General features: G+C 54.0%; 13 protein-coding genes and 2 pseudogenes. 6 read left to right on the top strand and 9 right to left on the bottom strand.

What is annotated here, in order from left to right; genetic code table 11:
• Nucleotide 1 precedes the first annotated feature (1 nt).
• From ACWIKB_RS27760 to ACWIKB_RS27720, 9 genes and pseudogenes are all read right to left on the bottom strand, one after another.
• Nucleotides 2-2,461 (bottom strand): annotated as a pseudogene (locus ACWIKB_RS27760) (RHS repeat-associated core domain-containing protein); the annotation flags it as partial.
• Nucleotides 2,462-2,646: 185 nt separating this feature from the next.
• Nucleotides 2,647-3,240 (bottom strand): SMI1/KNR4 family protein, encoded by a 594-nt coding sequence (locus ACWIKB_RS27755; RefSeq protein WP_475270686.1) that lies wholly within the window; start codon nt 3,238-3,240, stop codon nt 2,647-2,649.
• Nucleotides 3,237-3,959 (bottom strand): annotated as a pseudogene (locus ACWIKB_RS27750) (RHS repeat-associated core domain-containing protein); the annotation flags it as partial. The pseudogene ACWIKB_RS27750 and the gene ACWIKB_RS27755, both read right to left, overlap by 4 nt.
• 100 nt (nt 3,960-4,059) lie before the next feature.
• Nucleotides 4,060-4,410 (bottom strand): hypothetical protein, encoded by a 351-nt coding sequence (locus tag ACWIKB_RS27745; protein ID WP_475270755.1) that lies wholly within the window; start codon nt 4,408-4,410, stop codon nt 4,060-4,062.
• 133 nt (nt 4,411-4,543) lie between these two features.
• Nucleotides 4,544-4,963 carry an NTF2 fold immunity protein gene (locus tag ACWIKB_RS27740; protein WP_475270685.1) on the bottom strand — a complete coding sequence of 140 codons (420 nt, stop codon included), beginning with the start codon at nt 4,961-4,963 and terminating at the stop codon, nt 4,544-4,546.
• Between the two features lie 11 nt (nt 4,964-4,974).
• Complete coding sequence (locus ACWIKB_RS27735; RefSeq protein WP_475270684.1) at nt 4,975-9,198, bottom strand: RHS repeat-associated core domain-containing protein; 4,224 nt, start codon at nt 9,196-9,198, stop codon at nt 4,975-4,977.
• A 5-nt stretch (nt 9,199-9,203) separates the two neighbouring features.
• Complete coding sequence (locus ACWIKB_RS27730; RefSeq protein WP_475270683.1) at nt 9,204-9,671, bottom strand: DcrB-related protein; 468 nt, start codon at nt 9,669-9,671, stop codon at nt 9,204-9,206.
• A 34-nt stretch (nt 9,672-9,705) separates the two neighbouring features.
• Entirely contained in the window at nt 9,706-10,287 is a 582-nt protein-coding gene (locus ACWIKB_RS27725) for a hypothetical protein (RefSeq protein ID WP_475270682.1), read from the bottom strand.
• A gap of 12 nt (nt 10,288-10,299) precedes the next feature.
• Nucleotides 10,300-12,153, bottom strand: coding sequence for a type VI secretion system Vgr family protein (locus ACWIKB_RS27720; RefSeq protein ID WP_475270681.1), 1,854 nt, complete (start codon nt 12,151-12,153; stop codon nt 10,300-10,302).
• Between the two features lie 701 nt (nt 12,154-12,854).
• On the opposite strand from ACWIKB_RS27720, the gene ACWIKB_RS27715 reads away from it, so the two are divergent.
• From ACWIKB_RS27715 to ACWIKB_RS27690, 6 genes are all read left to right on the top strand, one after another.
• Nucleotides 12,855-14,315, top strand: a complete 1,461-nt coding sequence (locus tag ACWIKB_RS27715; protein ID WP_475270680.1) for a DUF6861 domain-containing protein — start codon at nt 12,855-12,857, stop codon at nt 14,313-14,315.
• An 8-nt stretch (nt 14,316-14,323) separates the two neighbouring features.
• Nucleotides 14,324-14,653 (top strand): hypothetical protein, encoded by a 330-nt coding sequence (locus tag ACWIKB_RS27710; RefSeq protein ID WP_475270678.1) that lies wholly within the window; start codon nt 14,324-14,326, stop codon nt 14,651-14,653.
• 90 nt (nt 14,654-14,743) lie between these two features.
• Nucleotides 14,744-15,148 carry a hypothetical protein gene (locus ACWIKB_RS27705; RefSeq protein ID WP_475270677.1) on the top strand — a complete coding sequence of 135 codons (405 nt, stop codon included), beginning with the start codon at nt 14,744-14,746 and terminating at the stop codon, nt 15,146-15,148.
• Between the two features lie 45 nt (nt 15,149-15,193).
• A complete protein-coding gene (locus ACWIKB_RS27700; RefSeq protein WP_475270676.1) occupies nt 15,194-15,457 on the top strand; it encodes a hypothetical protein in 264 nt (87 codons plus the stop codon).
• 59 nt (nt 15,458-15,516) lie between these two features.
• Nucleotides 15,517-16,419 (top strand): immunity protein Tsi6 family protein, encoded by a 903-nt coding sequence (locus ACWIKB_RS27695; protein ID WP_475270675.1) that lies wholly within the window; start codon nt 15,517-15,519, stop codon nt 16,417-16,419.
• Between the two features lie 37 nt (nt 16,420-16,456).
• Nucleotides 16,457-16,807, top strand: coding sequence for a DUF7957 family protein (locus tag ACWIKB_RS27690; protein ID WP_475270674.1), 351 nt, complete (start codon nt 16,457-16,459; stop codon nt 16,805-16,807).
• The last annotated feature ends 27 nt before the right edge of the window (nt 16,808-16,834 follow it).

Below are 16,834 nucleotides of genomic sequence, written 5' to 3'. Positions count from 1 at the left end.
ATCACCCAAATAATCCAGACCACTGCGCACCACAAGGGCTTGTAAGCAACGTATTACGAATTCTATCAATAGTTTTCAATACCATCGGCTTACCACCAGCTTTGTCCGCACTAATAATAAGTTGGTTAACGCTTTCAAAATAAGAATTTGGATGTTTACCATTATGCAATATCCCTAGCATGCCGGAATCAACATTATTACGATTAGGAAGAAATACTCCGTTAATTGCATCATCCACATGAATATCATGCTTTGCCAATACTGCTCTCGCGGGGGCTGCCAGTTTTGCGGTATCCCCAACAACATGATGAGCAGCGGAGTTAGCTGGTCGCGGAGTACCACCTTTAGTCATATTATTACTTAGCGCTTTGGAACAATGCCCCAACGGATCGACCCATCCGATAGCGCTCGGCGCATATTTATAGAGGTTGTTGCCTCCATACAGGCCAATCGGATCCTGCGTAATAAACCGCCCCACCTCCGGATCATAATACCGAAACGTGTTGTAGTGCAGCCCCGTCTCATCATCAAAATACTGCCCTTGGAACCTCAGCTTCTGCTCTACCTCGTTCACCGTCAGCGTTTCGAGGGCGCCCCAGGCTTTGTAAGTCGCCTGCCAGACAATCTGCCCCTCGGGGTCCGTCATCTCCAGCGGCGTACCAATCTGATCGGTGTGAAAGTAGTAAAGCTTCTGCTCCTCGCCTTCCGCCTGATCCACCCGCGCCAACGGCGCATAACTACCCGGCTCGTAAACGTAAAGGCTGCTCTGCCCCGGTGTTTCCTCGCGCAACAGGCGCAAGCCTTGCCACAGAAAGTTCTTCTGTTCGTTGACACCGTTGACCGCTGACACCTTGGCCACACGACGCCCCAGGCTGTCGTAACGATAAGCGCCACTACTTTCCAGCTTGCCGTTCACCAACGTCTCAGCCTTAACCAGCCGATTCTCACCGTCATAACTGAACGTCTGCAGTCGGCTCAAACCACTGCGCTTTTCAATCAGGTTGCCCCACGCATCGTAGGCATATTCCTGATCCCGCCACTGCTTGATCCGGTTGTCCTTCACGTGATCGAACTGACTGGTGTTGAAGTTCAGCCGGTTCGCCGCCGCGTCGTAGCGGAACTCCTCACTGTCCACCAACTTGCCGGTGTCACGGCTGTGCAGTTGACCGTTGGCTTCGTAGTCGTACTTGATCTCGCCGCGCAACTTGTCGAGGGTGCGAATGAGGTCCCCGGCCGGGTCGTATTGATGACGGCGATGGATCGGGTTGTAGGCGTGCTCCACCAGGAGCTCGGGTTGAATCCCCGGATTGTGGATTTGTGAGAGTTTTTCCGCCGGCAGGGTCGAGGCGAACTGCCAGGCCTTGCGGCCCATGGCGTCGTAGCCGAAGCAGCTGGTGAGCTGGCCTTGGGTGCGCAAGACTTCGCGGTGCAGGTCATCGCGTTCCATGTCGCTGATGAGCTGGCCGTCGAGGTTGAGTTGGTGCAGGTGGCCGCTGCCGTAATACAGGTGGTTCAGGTGTTGGCCGGTCGGCAGGGTCAGCGTGGTCAGGTTGCTCAGTGGATCGTAGTCGTAGGACAGAGCGCCTTGCGGCGTGGTCTCTTTGATCAGCCTGCCCAGCAAGTCGTAGGAGAATTCGAGTGTCTCTTCGCTGACGCCGAGCTTCTTGCCGTTGGCGGTGGGCAGGCGTTCGATGGACAGCAAACGGTCCGCGTCGTCGTAGGTGTAATCCTGACGCGCATCGGCGTTGAGCTTGGCCAGCAGGCGGCCGATCGGGTCGCGCTCGAACTCGGTGTGGCGTTGTGGCCGTTCGCCGCGCTCGCCGTAGCCGATTTCGTCAACCCGCGTCAGGTGCCCGCCGATGTTGTAGCTAAATCGACGGGTCAGGTTGTCGATACGTTTTTCTTCGGTCAGGCGATCGGACGCATCGTAGGCAAACTGGTAGGCGGCGTTGTTTTCGTTGACCAGCGCGGTCAGGCGAATGGCCTGGTCGTATTCGTAGCGAATGCGTTGGCCTTTGGCGTCCTGGCGGCTGGCGGGCAGCCCTCTTGCGGTTCTCAACAGACGCGTGGTCTGGCCTTTGCCGTCGGTTTGCGTCAGCACCTGACCGAGGGCGTTGTAGGTAAACGACTCGGCGCTGCCGTCCGGGTGCTGGATACGCAGCACTTCCCCGTCGGGTTTGCGTTCCAGGGTGGTGGTCTGGTTCAGGGCATCGGTGACGGCGATCAGGTGATGGCGTTCGTCGAAACGGTAGTGGGTGTTTTTACCCGAGCAGTCCTGGAAGCGTTCGACCTGGGCCAGGGTGTTCCACCACAGGTATTTGGACTTTTGGGTGGCGTCGATGATGGTGTGCGGCAAGCCGTCATCGCTGTTGAGGTATTCGGTTTTGTGGCCCATCGCGTCGACTTCGGCGATGAGGTTGCCTTTGGCGTCGTAGCGGGCTTTCCAAGTGCTGCCGTGGGGCTAATCGGCAAGGATGGTGAGAGTGGCAGAAAAATACTCACCGCCACTCCCGAACTCGAATTATTAAAGAACAAAATGGCGTAGCACGCACATATGGAAAAAACAGTCCAGCACACAATACTTTAGGCTACAAACTCAACTTCCTCATACTGCAATCAACTTATAAAATCATCAATTCGCGCTCACTATGAGTCAAACCAAATTAGATGGCTGTACGCCATCACTATCGCTTCATATTTAAAAATCTTAACATCCGATAGAATTATCTCATATCTCTTCTCAAGCTTCTCCTTCAGATCTGTTATTGAAAAACTTAATCCCAGCCCTTTTTTGATAGCCAGCATTTCTTGCGGAGTTGGTTTGTCGTTCGCAATAGCCACTATATTAAACGTAGCCGACAGATCAGTTTCCTCGTCAGAAATATTATCAATCAGCTCGTCAATCGAATGAGATATCATGGCATCCTCTAAGAATGGATCACCAGAATCGATTAGATAGAAAACATCTGAAATAGCTTTATCAATTAAAATAAGTCTGCCTCCAGAGTCATCGCCTATCAAAACCTGCTCTGGAAAATTGAGGCCTATTTCATACGTTTGATTGCGTTCAACTATGTCATTTGTTGAGTACATCAAAACTTGATCATTAAGCAATGCACCGTCGTAGCGTGACCAAAATTTTACAATCCAGACGTCGCTATCTACTCCGAGCGTTTGGATAATGTCAGCTATGGATTTCGCTGATGCGGCGTGTTTTGTTTCTGTATATTTTATAGTCATTTAAACGCCCCTAGCGAATCAAAATATTTGTATGACTTGCTTGCAGCTTTTTTAACTGCATCAGGATTAACACCTACATCAAGTAGTTCTTTGTATGCTGTTCCAAACTCCTCCTTGATAGTCCCACCAAATCCAGAAAGCCTACGCCTAGTTCGCTGAAGGGATGAGACAACAGCATGAGGATCTCCCGAGGAACTTTTCAGAAGAACAGCAGGTGCATCATTTCTCTTGTATCCAGTAACGTTTCTTTTTGCCCACTCATCTTGGATAAAGTGGTGCGTCTGCACGAGTTTATCTTCCGAAATATTCTTGTGACCCGACGCTCTGTTAACACCGGGTGACAAGTTACCGTGAGTATCAACATCACCAGCCTTATAACCGCCCGGACGGTTGCAACTCCAGCCCCAAGGGTCGGTCCAGCCGATAGAGTTTGGAGCATATTGGTATAGGTTATCCCCACCCACCAGTGCAATCGGATCCTGCGTAATAAACCGCCCCACCTCCGGATCGTAATACCGAAACGTGTTGCAGTGCAGCCCCGTCTCGTCGTCGAAATACTGCCCCTGAAACCGCAAACTCTGTTCGGCTTCATTGACGTCCAACCGATCCAGCGAGCCCCACGCCTTATACGTCGCCTACCAAACGATCTGCCCTTCCCAGTCCGTCATCTCCAGCGGCGTACCAATCTGGTCGGTGTGCAAGTAGTAAAGCGTCCGCTCCCCACCCAGCAAGTCGTAGGAGATCACAAAACACTTCGTCATTTTGCTTCGTTCAATAACTTTAGATCATCAGGTCGTTCTGACCTCAAAAAAACTACGATCAGCCGTATAAATTATTATCTTGAGCCTTCTCAATAAAGTGATCCATGAGATCGCCGTGAATTTCCTCGCCGTTACATGTAACGATGAAATCACCATCTAAATTATCTGGAAAATGCACTCCATCCAGAGTGCCCAATATTACCGAAGCGCTGTCCGCCATGACTACTTTAAAGAAAGCAAATACATCAGCCTTTTCATCGCTGCTTAACGAAGCTAAGGCGTTTCTTGCTTTGGCGTATAGATCCCTACCAGCATTAACTGGCTTACTTAGAGATTCTTTATACTGCAAAAAGTTTTTCCGATATAACTCATCAAATATCGAAACTGCAAACCGCTTATCCAAATTAATAAATTTGGCCCGCCTTTTCCCATAGTTAAAAAATTACAATGTTCAATTTTCATCAGCTCTTCATCTATATTATCCGTACTACAATTTTACTTCAAATAGTGGACTAGGCAAAATACCAAAACAGGATCAATATCTACAAACTCGACTTTTCCCACTTATTACTTCTTAGCGTATCCTTACGATTGATCTTCCATTCATCATCCACGCAAATCAAACTAAACCGAAATTTCGACTCAAAACCTTCGGCCTGCTGAACTACAACTTGTACTTTTCCTTTGACGAATTCAGGCTGCTGAATATCATCCCTTATTGGGTCATACATTGCAGGTGAACTAACACCAGGCAAATCAAGCCTGGCCAACGTTTTACTATCACCAACTGTAAATTTTGCAAAGATCATTTGAAGTGATTTCTTATATTTTTCATTGCACTGTGATGTGGATTTCCCCTCATCCACAAGCGCCATCTTTTCACTGAGAAAATTATTTTCCCACTTGCACATTTCGCCCATAAAAGACGTTAAAACATCAATAGCACCTGACGAATCGGACATAATAATCTCCACTAGTTTGGAAAACTCTGAAATAGCAATCTTTTACCGCCTTCAGAGACCTCATACAATATTTCAGTCGGACGAGTCAGTGATTTTTCATATAGGAACCTAATATCTACATCGACAGAACCTTTTTTCCGTACCAACTCTGAAATGTCCTTCTCAAAATCTCTGAACAAACCGCGATTTACTTTTGATAACTGAGGAAAAACACCATTTTTACCGCCTGAACCGCCCAGAAGCTTTCCGATTATGTGACCGGCGTCATCCTTAGAGTTACCTAGCGCCCGTGCCCACACTCTCGACGATGCATTCGTTGCCGTCCCTGTTCCTATATCCTTCGCAGTAATAGTCGCCGTTGCTCGAAGAGGCTGCCCTGCTGCGCCACGTGTGACTGCGGTACTGACACACCACCCCAAAGGATCGATCCACACATTGGTATTGGGGGCATATTGATAAAGATTATCCCCCCCAAACAACCCAATCGGATCCTGCGTGATAAACCGCCCAACCTCCGGATCGTAATACCGAAACGTGTTGTAGTGCAGCCCCGTCTCGTCGTCGAAATACTGTCCCTGAAACCTCAGGTTTTGCTCAACCTCGTTCACCGTCAGCGTTTCGATGGAACCCCACGCCTTGTACGTCGCCTGCCAGACGATCTGCCCTTCCCGGTCAGTCATCTCCAGCGGCGTACCGATCTGGTCGGTGTGGAAATAGTAGAGCGTCTGCTCCTCACCCTCGGCCTGATCCACCCGCGCCAACGGCGCATAACTACCCGGCTCGTAAATGTATAGACGACTCTGCCCCGGACTTTCCTCGCGCAACAGGCGCAGACCTTGCCACAGGAAATTCTTCTGTTCGATAACCCCGTTGACCGCTGACACCTTGGCCACGCGACGCCCCAGGCTGTCGTAACGATAAGTGCCGGTACTTTCCAGCTTGCCGTTCACCAACGTCTCGGCCTTAACCAGCCGATTCTCACCGTCATAACTGAACGTCTGCAGCCGGTTCATGCCGCTGCGCTTTTCAATCAGGTTGCCCCACGCATCGTAGGTGTACTCCTGATCCCGCCACTGCTTGATCCGGTTGTCCTTCACGTGATCGAACTGACTGGTGTTGAAGTTCAACCGGTTCGCCGCCGCGTCGTACCTGAACTCCTCACTGTCCACCAACTTGCCAGTGTCACGGCTGTGCAGTTGGCCGTTGGCTTCGTAGTCGTACTTGATCTCGCCGCGCAACTTGTCGAGGGTGCGGGTGAGTTCGCCGGCCGGGTCGTATTGGTGACGGCGGTGGATCGGGTTGTAGGCGTGCTCCACCAGGAGCTCGGGCTGGATGCCGGGGTTGTGGAGTTGCGAGAGTTTTTCCGCCGGCAGGGTCGAGGCGAACTGCCAGGCTTTGCGGCCCATGGCGTCGTAGCCAAAGCAGCTGGTGAGCTGGCCTTGAGTGCGTAACACCTCGCGGTGCAGGTCATCGCGTTCCATGTCGCTGATGAGCTGGCCGTCGAGGTTGAGTTGGTGCAGGTGGCCGCTGCCGTAATACAGGTGGTTCAGGTGCTGGCCGGTGGGCAGGGTCAGCGTGGTCAGGTTGCTCAGCGGATCATAGTCGTAAGACAAGGCGCCTTGCGGCGTGGTCTCTTTGATCAGCCTGCCCAGCAAGTCGTAGGAGAAATCGAGTTTCTCTTCGCTGACGCCGAGCTTCTTGCCGTTGGCGGTGGGCAGGCGTTCGATGGAAAGCAAACGGTCCGCGTCGTCGTAGGTGTAATCCTGACGCGCATCGGCATTGAGCTTGGCCAACAGTCGGCCGATGGGGTCGCGCTCGAATTCGGTGTGGCGCTGTGGCCGTTCGGCGCGTTCGCCGTAGCCGATTTCGTCAACCCGCGTGAGATGCCCGCCCAGGTTGTAGCTGAACTGGCGGGTCAGGTTGTCGATGCGTTTTTCTTCGATCAGGCGATCGGACGCGTCGTAGGCAAACTGGTAAGCCGCATTGTTTTCGTTGACCAGCGCGGTCAGGCGAATGGCCTGGTCGTATTCGTAGCGGATGCGCTGGCCTTTGGCGTCCTGGCGGCTGCTCGGCAAGCCGCGCGCGGTGCGCAGCAGGCGCGTGGTCTGGCCTTTGCCGTCGGTGTGCGTCAGCACTTGGCCGAGGGCGTTGTAGGTAAACAACTCGGCGCTGCCGTCCGGGTGCTGGATGCGCAGCACTTCGCCGTCGGGTTTGCGTTCCAGGGTGGTGGTCTGGTTCAGGGCATCGGTGACGGCGATCAGGTGGTGGCGCTCGTCAAAGCGGTAATGGGTGTTTTTGCCCGAGCAATCCTGAAAACGTTCGACCTGGGCCAGGGTGTTCCACCACAGGTATTTGGATTTTTGCGTGGCGTCGATGAGGGTGTGAGGCAGGCCGTCATCGCTGTTGAGGTATTCGGTTTTGTTGCCCAACGCGTCGACTTCGGCGATGAGGTTGCCCTTGGCGTCGTAACGGGCTTTCCAAGTGCTGCCGTCAGGATAATCAACCTGAGTGACCAGCGTAGTCAGGTGGTGATACTGGTACTTGATCTTGCGCCCGAGCGGATCGGTTTCTTCGACCAATCGCGCGTAGTCGTCGTACTTGAGCGTGACCGTATTGCCGTCTGGCAGCGTCAGACCGGTCATGTTGCCGCTGTCGTCGATGTCGATGACGTAGTGCTCGCCACCGAAGTCGCGACTGGCGATGACGCGATGATCGCCGTTGTAGTGAATTTCAGCTTCGCGCCCGAGCACATCGGTAACCCATGTGGTGCGGGCCGTCACGTCGTAGCGGAAATGGTAATGTTCGCCGTCGCTGGTCCAGTGTTCCACTACGCGGGGCTGCTCACCGATGGTTTCCCAGCGGTAGTTACAGGTCAGGCCCAAGGCGTTGCTGTGGCTGGCCATCACGCCGTCGACGTAGCTGAAGCGGCGGACCGAATCACTGTTGCGATTGATCACCTCGGTAAGCTGGCCATTGTCGTCGTAGCGATATTGCACCAGGGTTTCGATGGCCTGGTTATCGACGATGCGTTTGACGTCGGTCAGGCGCCCCAGCGGGTTGTCGTAATGCAGGTGAACACGAACGCCGCCGGTGGCGCTGATGTCGGTGAGCGTGCCTTCGACCGTGTGGGTGAAGTGCAGGAAATGGCCGAGGGCGTTTTCGATGCGTTGCAGCGGTACGGGGACGTTGTCGTCCGGTACTTCGCCGAAGTAGAAGAAGATGTTGTCGAGGGTTTGCAGCAGGTAGTGACCACCTTCGGTGCAGACGAGATAAACCTGCTCGTGGGGATTGTAGATGCGGTCCCCCGGCGGCACGTCCACAAACGGCACACTGCGACCCTGGTTGTCGGTCAGGTAAACGAAGTTGCCACTGCGACGCAGGCTTTGTTCCCAGGGTAATACCCAGCCCCGGCCGAGCACGCTGTCGACGGTCAGGTCGCTGGCATAGAAACGTGACCATTCGATGGGCATCAGGCCCGGGAGGCTGAAGTCGGTTTCGTCAGGAATGACCTTGCGCCCAGTGGTGGCGTCAACAGGGTTGCCCATCAGACCACCGACCGCACGCTCGATGGCCGGCCCGATCACGTAACGGCTGGCCACCTCACCGGCGACGAAGCCGGCGGTGAATTTCAACACGCAGGGCATGATGGCTTTCATGCCGGCCTGTGTCCCGGCCTTGATCAATTGAGCGATACCGCCCGCCGCACCGGCGACTGCCATGAGGATATCGACCGTAGTTCGTAACCAGCCGGGGATCTCGTCGTCTACCGGCAGATAGCGGTGTGTACCACCGCCAATGTAAACATCGCCCGAGCCGCTGGAAATCTTCGCACCGCAGGTAATCTTGTCGCCCTTGCGCGCCGCCGCCGTGCCATTGATGAAGACGTTGGTCGAGCCCTCCGCGACTTGCACCGGACTGGGATGCTTGTCGCAGGCGCCAAAGCTTTTTTCGACATGGGCGGCCTTGCGGCTATTGATGAATACGTTGTCCGACGCGGTGACGATGGTCCCGGAGGGCGATGAAAACATACTGCCTATCGCCTCCCCTGCGGCAGTCAGCAGGCTACCTCCGACGCCTGCCGCAAGACCCGCCAACAAAGCCACACCAAACCCACAGGTGAACGTCGCGATAGCAACCGTGGCGATCAGCGCAATACCGAGCGCGGCACCGATCAGAAACCCGCCCAGGGCACTGGTGTGAGCGATTTCATCGCCAAACCTTGCGGCTTCAAACATGGCCGTTACTCCTGTGCGCTGGAGTCGGTCTTGGTTGCGCCGGGCTGGCGAGGCTGGAAGCTGGCCAGCAGGTCCATCCAGTTCTGGTTTTGCTCGCTACTGAAATCGGCCTGGGCTGTGGTGGAGAAAATAATCGCGCGGCCGGGCTCAATCAGAAATGCCGCTTGGCGCTGATAGAACGGTCGACCATCGGTCATGTAATACGCATCGATCTGGATGCCGTCGATCGGCGCAGAGGTCGACAGCGCAACCGCCTTTTTGCCTAGCAGGGTGTAGCCGCGCAGCTTGGAGGCAAGCATTTTCACCTGACGATCAACGTAGGCTTTGAGCGCCTCGGCGGGTAGCAGCATGTCCCTGGAGATGGTGATACTCAGCGGTGCAGGAATGCTCGCCCCCAGCACAAACATGTTTACCGTGCGGTCCTGAAAACCCTGCGGCAACGCGATGCTGCCTTCCTGCAATTCATAATCCATGTGATGTAAATTCCTGAAATCGAAAAATTAGGTATCAGCGGGCCGCGAGGCCTTCGAGCATGCTGTCAAAATCAACAAGCCAAAGACTGAGGACAGGCTTGGTTGGATCAATCACGCAAGAAATATTCAGCCACTGCACTTCCTCACTCCCGGCAACAGGAACAATGGCGCCCACAAGACGTCCGTGGCGTTCGGCGTGACCGATCTTGAAGTGGAAATCCAGGCACTTGGCGGCACTGCCCGCCACGCTGTACTCGCGCTGACGGATGATGCGCAACTCGGGATAAATCGTGCGAAACATCTGTACGGATGCTTCGAAAAGCTTTTCCAGGTTCTGGCCCTGCGCCACATCACGACGCTTGATCGTCAAGATGATCGGCTCGCCTTCGTGTTCGATGGTCGTCTGGATATCGCGAAAGTTGAAACCCGCTGGGAATGCCAGATTGAAACCGCCGAAATTGAAGCTGCTGGGCGTGCTTTGCAGGGCAACGACAGGCATGGGTTCCGGCTCGGGCTCTCGCTCAACGACCGGCGCATTTTGCTGCTCAAGGCGCGCGGCTTCTTCCAGGGCAATACGCTTGGCGGAAATGCGATCGTAAATGCTGGTTCTGGTCATAGACACGATTCTCTAGTCATTGACCCGAACCTCGGAGCCCGTGATTTGGGTGGTGCCAGTGCTGGTCGTGACAATCGTCTTGCCTTTGATCTCGATGCCATCCGGCGTGAGGGTGATGCTGCTGTCCCCCACCTGAAGAATGATGTGCTGCTTGGCATTGACCTGAATGAACTGGTTATCGACCTGAATCGTCAACGAGCCTTCCTGGACATTCATCACCGTGTCTTTCTTGATCGTTTCAGTGTGCGTGCCGCCGACCGTGATCGTGCGATTGCTGCCGACGCTGTGGATCTCGTCGACCTCGATCTCGGTGTCCATGTTGCGCTCGGCATGCACGATGACCTGCTCGGCCCCCGCCTTGTCTTCAAAGCGGAAAAAGTTCGCCGTGCCGCCATCGCCCTTCATCGACCGCGTCAAAAACCCGCTCTGCGTCTTGTTCGCCGGTAGCGACCACGGCGGCGTGTTCTGGCTGTTGTAGAGGCTGCCCATGATCAGCGGACGGTCGGGGTTACCGTCCAGAAAGACCACGACAACTTCATCGCCGACACGTGGAATGAGGATGCTGCCGAAGCCGCCGCTGGCTCCGGATTGCGCCACGCGAACCCAGCACGAACTCTTGTCGTTGTGCTCGCCTTTGCGGTCCCAGTGGAATTGCACTTTCACGCGGCCGAGTTCGTCGGTGAAGATTTCCTCGCCCGGCGGGCCGACAACGATGGCGGTCTGCGGGCCGGAAATGGTCGGGCGCGGTGTGGTCAGTTGAGGGCGGAACACGATCTTTTTGCGCACGCAGGAGAAGGTGTTGTAGTAACTCGCCTGGTACCCGTTGAGGTAGTTGTTGTGACCTTCGCTTTCGACGCTCATCAGCAGGAACTGGCGATCGTCGGGTGAGCCTTGATCGTGGTCGTAATGCTGCAGCAGTTCGAAGGTGTAGCCGGGTTTCATCGCGCGGCAGTTGCTGGCGCCTTGAAAGCTTTTGCCTTTCAGCTCCAGCGCTTCAACGCGCAACCGGACCAGCGCCTCGCCTTCGTCATAGGTGCCGTGGGTGTACTGGCCGGGGAAGTCGTAGATCTCGAAATCTTCGACATCGCCCTGTTTGTTCAGGCTCTTCATGGTAACTGGCAAGCGATTGGTCGGCTGGCGGTAATCGAAGGTCTGGACAGCGATCTTGCCGGACTGCAATTGGCGGTTGCCGCTCCATTGGGTAATGGAGTCCGCGGTCTCGGTGACCGAAGCGGTGTGATAGCGAATCTGTGGCTGCTCAGGCAACGGCACCAGCGTGGTGGAGTCGTCGCAGATGATCATGACGTGGCCTTCGGCAGTGTGCTCGAAGTAGTAGAACATCCCCTCTTCTTCCAGCAGGCGCTGGACGAAGTTGAAATCGGTTTCGCGATATTGGGTGATGTAGGTGTACTTTTTGAGCGGCTTGCTCAGGCGGAATTCATGTCGGGAAAACGCGGTGCATAAGGCGAACACCTGAGTCACTACGTCTTCGACGGTGCAGCCCTGGAAGATGCGGGTGTCGAAACGGTTTTTCAGCATCGAGAACCAGGGGTTCAGCGTTGCGGTGTAGCGGGCCATGCCGCCATCACTGCCGATACTGGCGAAGCGTGTCAGGTAACCCGACAGATACCGTGGGCCCGCCTCGGCCAGCTCGATCTCCAGCACCACGTGCTGGCCCATCATCGACTTGAGCTCAACCTCCGAATCCTGGCACACCAGCAGCAATTCGAAGTTATAGGCACGTGACAGACCTTCAGTTCCCTTGAAGGACTCAAGCAATAATTGCTGGTCGGGATTGGCAAGGTTCGTGAATTTGAACAGGCGCCGATTCTGCGGCGAAAGCATCGCGGCAAGGTCCATCAACATGTGTATCTCCTTGAAAGCAGTGGAGAACGCTACCGTCCTCGCCAGCCACTGCGCATAACGAATCTGACAAGAGGGTCAAAACCCGATTGCAACATCATGGATCAGGGAAACAACCCGCCGCCTTGTGAGATGGCGGACCTAAATACCTGAAACTTTGTATGAAACTGCCTACAAACTTTTACCCGTCATACTTTTGAGTCTGTAGAAGATTTCTGAAAACGGGATTCAAAGTCTGGTACTGCGACCGCGGTGCAGTGCGAAAGTGCCACTAACCGCGCAAAATTGAGAGAACGGTCACAATCTCAGCGGTATAACGGCGCTTCGAAAGCAGCAAAGGAAACACCTTCGCCCTGCACCGTGTCAACCCGGAGCCGGCCTTGCACAGCGACCTCCAGACGCGAACTCGTCCATCAGGAAAGTTTGAAAAATATTTATGAGCCCATTCAGCACGGCAGAAACGCCGGTATATCAACGAGGAACGGAAATTAGGTGCTATTAAAAAGCGACTAGTGCCTCAATGACATCATTGCCGAGTGTAACGTGAATAATAAAAATGGGATCCACATTGAATTTTATTACCCGTAGTGCTGTCTAGACTGCGGCTAATGGCCAGTACTGCGGCTCACGCATAGAGTCGAATATCCGACACTTAAAACGTAGCGACAGGGAAGCTTCTTCCACCCAAGGGCAGTGATGTGTAAATGGATCTTTTAGCGAATGTGCCCAGCTGGGCCGACGTCGAACGAAATCTCGATCAGAAATTCAGCGAGCTGAACCAGGGCGTCAATGAGGGCTTGCAAAGCGCTCACGACAACTGGAACGGCTTTACCCGGCGCGTCGGCAATGGGGCGAGCCAGGCCTATGGCTACATGGGCGGGCACCGAATCGATGCGGTGACTCGCGCCATGACGCTCTCCTACCCGATCATCCAAATGGACCTCAAGCGCAAATGGGCCTCGATCGAAATCGAGCAGATCCTCCCTGTGCTGCTGCAGTTGGTCAAAGAAGTTTCGATGATTCTCGGCGGTAGCGTCGCGGTCGGCACCATCGCCGGGGGCGCTGCGGGTGCTTTCGCATTCGGTGTCGGCGCCGCACCCGGAGCTGCCGCCGGGGCCGGTATCGGCCTGCAAGTCGGCAATCTGATTCTCATGGGACTGGGCTTGTCGGCTATTGCTGAATATTTTTACCAGGGTCTACCCGCCTGCCTGTCTACATTGCAAGAAGGCATCGCCACAGCCTGGCATTCGGAAGAAGGCGTCAAACCTGCCGGCCTGGACCCTACTGGTGGTTCTGCCGCATTGGTACAGGAACGTATCGAACGAGCAGCACGACAACTGGCCCGCGGCCAGGAGCAATTGGTGTTGCTGCTACTGACCGCCATCGTCACCTACCTGACACGCGGCCAGGTGAAAGCGGGTGTTGTGGGCAGCATGGAAAGCATCGCGACGCGCAGCGCGAAGCTGCAAGCAGAGATATCGAACAAGCAATTGGCAGGCTGGCTGGCGCGCAATGAGCAGAAGTTGCTGGCTCAGGCGGAGCTGCAGGTGAAGGAGCCGACGCCACTGGCGAAGGCTGAACCGGAGACTATGCGCGAGTACTACGCCAAGCAGGATCCCGATTTCGTGTCCGTGGAAGACCAGATCAAGAAGGTCCAGACCTTCAAGACCAAGGGCTTGTCGAACGAGCAAATCGAAAGCTTCCTGAACACTACGGACGGGGAGAAACTGCTGGGCAAGCTGCAAGCCGCGGCGCCGGATGCCGACGCCACTACCATTTACTCCCGAGCGTTTGACCAGGTGGCATCAGGCTCGACGATTCCAGAAGTCCGGTTGATCAATTCGCCCCTGATCAAGATTGTGCCTGAAGGCCAGAGCGTTTCGCCCTATTCGCCTTTCTTCACAACTCACGAGGAAATGCAGGCAGCCGCCAGCTCCGGACGAACGCTGGCCGACTCGTTCGGCTTGCCTTTGGGCAGCGAGGCACCCCGCTATTCCATCTTCGAGATGGCGCCTTTGCAGCCAACCGAAGTATTTGTCAGTAAAGTCGCCCCTACGACAGAATTGAGCGGCGCGATCCAGCGCACTGGCGAAGCATTCCAATACCTGACACCTAACCGTGCCGAGTGGGGAGTGCCAAAATTGATCGGCACTACCTCCAACTAGAGTCCCGTATGAATATTGAACTACTGAAAGAGAAGACGCTGAAGCTACGGGCAGCCATTGACGCACTGAAAGCAAAAGACCCTGCCGCCGCAAAACTGGCCGTGGAGCTGGAACCGTTGCTGATCCTGGCGGAACGTGGCCAGATTCGGGCTCCAATGGAATGGCGGGATATCCCTGGACGTTACCTGTTCACCGAAGAAGGACTGCAGCAGTACGCCGAGCTCGAGCATGCCTTTGCCGAGTTCAAAATCGAACTAACCGGCGGAGAATCGCCGACGCTGCGCCGACTCAAGGCGCAGATGGAAGAGAAGAAGAACAGCGGTTTGAAGCCTGACTGACAACAGCGCGAACGCGTAACTAAGGATGATCAGTCAGCATGGGCGGCTGTCAATTTTGCAGCCGCAACCACACATCAGGGAGAGATCAGTTTGAAGCCGTCCTATTTCCGCCATGGCCCTTTGGCTTTCATCGCTGCAATGATTTTCACGACGCCCCTGTACGCAGAGGATGCGGAAAAAATACTCGCCGAGGTTGTTAATCAACAGCAGCAACAGTTACCGATCATGCTCGACTTAGCCACACGCATCGACAACATCACGTACGCAGATCGAACCGTCCATTATAAATTGACGCTGTCGGGGTACGAAGGTCGTCCCGGTGAGCAAGCTTATTATCAGAGCTATCTGGCTCAACAAATAAACAAATCCCTGTGCAGCCAAACCGCGTATTTGTTGGTTCTGGCTTTAGGTAACAAAATCACTTACCAATACAATAGCGCTGATTTAAAAAACATCGCCGAAGTCACGTTAGCACCGGACGATTGCAAAAGTTAACGATGAGCACAGCTAAAAACCACGCCTGTACAGTGGGGAACACATTTGAAATGCAAAGACATTTACGTAAATCGCGAAGAACTTTTTTCGCTAGGAATCGAGGAAACCTCCGGTAGGCTCTACGTTTCATTTCCAGTTAGCAACGGCATGATTGACTACGAGGAGTATTACGAAATAGATCACGCAAGCTTCGAATTTTTCCAACAAAACAGTGATGCCGCTGTGGATTTCGTTATGAAATGTCGTCGCAGAGAACTGGACGAGTTGCTCATTGAGAAGCCTGGAAATAACAGAGGGTCGGCTATTTAATATTTAGATGGAAATAGATATCGATAATTAACGTTGATTCGACCGCTGAAGGCTTTCCCATGTCAAAACTACTGCATCAATTAAAAGCTCTTTTCAGGCAAAAAACCGATCTGCCACCCGCCCCCACGGAGCAGGTTGTTGATGAAGTCCCCTTGACCGAAATGGCCAAGGCACCTTCCCAAGTGGAGAGAAACTTGTCCTGGATACCAATCAATCGTGAAACGGAGGTTTTTGTACCGTTACTACCCCCCGCCTGCCCGGACTTGACGCTTGTGGATGCCCTTCTGCTACAACGCTACAGGGTATTCGTCATAGCGAATGAGCCGGTCGGTTTGACACCACAGAACACGATAAACCACGAAAGCGCCGGCCAACTGGCCGCTGATTTGTACAAGCAGGCAGAAAATCTTGGTTTTGGTCGAGGCACCGAATCCTCGTTTGAAATCTATTGGCTCATCCAATGTGCAGCCATTGTTTCCCTACTGACTCATGGGCCACGATCGGAACAGTTCCTTGGCTATAGAACACACGTTGATCGAAATTCTGACCAGACCGGAGAACAGGCTCAAATGTTTGATGATTACGTGGCGTCACGTAGCTATCAAACCGCTGGAGCCGGAAGCGAGCAATCCTTGAAAACACCAATAACAGCCCTGGATTACATCGACAATGCGATAGCAATCACCGCCCTGAGATACAACGGGTGCCCGGAATACCATATCTACTCAAGCTCGTTGATCCAATTGCAATTCATCAAAAACGTGTTGCTGGGAATTGAAAAAGACAAAGCAAGACTGCACCAATTAACTCTCGGTGCCTGGGTCGGCAAAGAGTTTGAACCCAACGACCCTGAACTAGCCAGCGCACTGGGGATTGCCCTCTACATTGGCGATCAAATCGCCCACGGTCTGAAGATTCAACTTCCAAATGGAATGCCGCCAGAAAGTCTTCCTCGCCCATAGCATTTTTGCGACTTCATTGATAACGCTAGAGGCGAAAATGACCACCGAGACCCCGCATAGTGTTCAAAACGGAACCCTGTGGCTAGCGGATCAACCTATCCACCTTCCTCACCCCGTCAAAGCGACCCTTCAACACAACAACAGGCTGTTGATTCTGGTCGAGCCCGCAACCGATGTGATTTTCAACAGAAACGTCTTTGCACTGTCGATACACGGTGAACTGCTCTGGCAAATCGAAGAAAGCCCCCATGGCACGGAAGTCGACAAGCCCTACATGAACCTCTACTGCGACAAAGATGCGGCGGTGATTGCCGGTAACTGGAATGGCCTCAGCTACTCCGTCGATTTGCACAATGGCAATGTCAGCGTTACTGCTTTCGAAAAATAGAACGCCGCTCACTCGATGGCTGACAAC

It is taken from the genome of Pseudomonas sp. 5Vm1k (assembly GCF_056161485.1).
This window is presented reverse-complemented; position numbering and strand designations above follow the sequence as displayed.

Excerpts from the sequence above, each read along its gene's own strand:
- ACWIKB_RS27715 (WP_475270680.1), top strand. The coding sequence starts at position 12,855 with ATGGATCTTTTAGCGAATGTGCCCAGCTGGGCCGACGTCGAACGAAAT.
- ACWIKB_RS27725 (WP_475270682.1), bottom strand. The coding sequence starts at position 10,287 with ATGACCAGAACCAGCATTTACGATCGCATTTCCGCCAAGCGTATTGCC.
- ACWIKB_RS27735 (WP_475270684.1), bottom strand. The coding sequence starts at position 9,198 with ATGTTTGAAGCCGCAAGGTTTGGCGATGAAATCGCTCACACCAGTGCC.
- ACWIKB_RS27730 (WP_475270683.1), bottom strand. The coding sequence starts at position 9,671 with ATGGATTATGAATTGCAGGAAGGCAGCATCGCGTTGCCGCAGGGTTTT.
- ACWIKB_RS27710 (WP_475270678.1), top strand. The coding sequence starts at position 14,324 with ATGAATATTGAACTACTGAAAGAGAAGACGCTGAAGCTACGGGCAGCC.
- ACWIKB_RS27690 (WP_475270674.1), top strand. The coding sequence starts at position 16,457 with ATGACCACCGAGACCCCGCATAGTGTTCAAAACGGAACCCTGTGGCTA.
- ACWIKB_RS27740 (WP_475270685.1), bottom strand. The coding sequence starts at position 4,963 with ATGTCCGATTCGTCAGGTGCTATTGATGTTTTAACGTCTTTTATGGGC.
- ACWIKB_RS27720 (WP_475270681.1), bottom strand. The coding sequence starts at position 12,153 with ATGTTGATGGACCTTGCCGCGATGCTTTCGCCGCAGAATCGGCGCCTG.
- ACWIKB_RS27695 (WP_475270675.1), top strand. The coding sequence starts at position 15,517 with ATGTCAAAACTACTGCATCAATTAAAAGCTCTTTTCAGGCAAAAAACC.
- ACWIKB_RS27755 (WP_475270686.1), bottom strand. The coding sequence starts at position 3,240 with ATGACTATAAAATATACAGAAACAAAACACGCCGCATCAGCGAAATCC.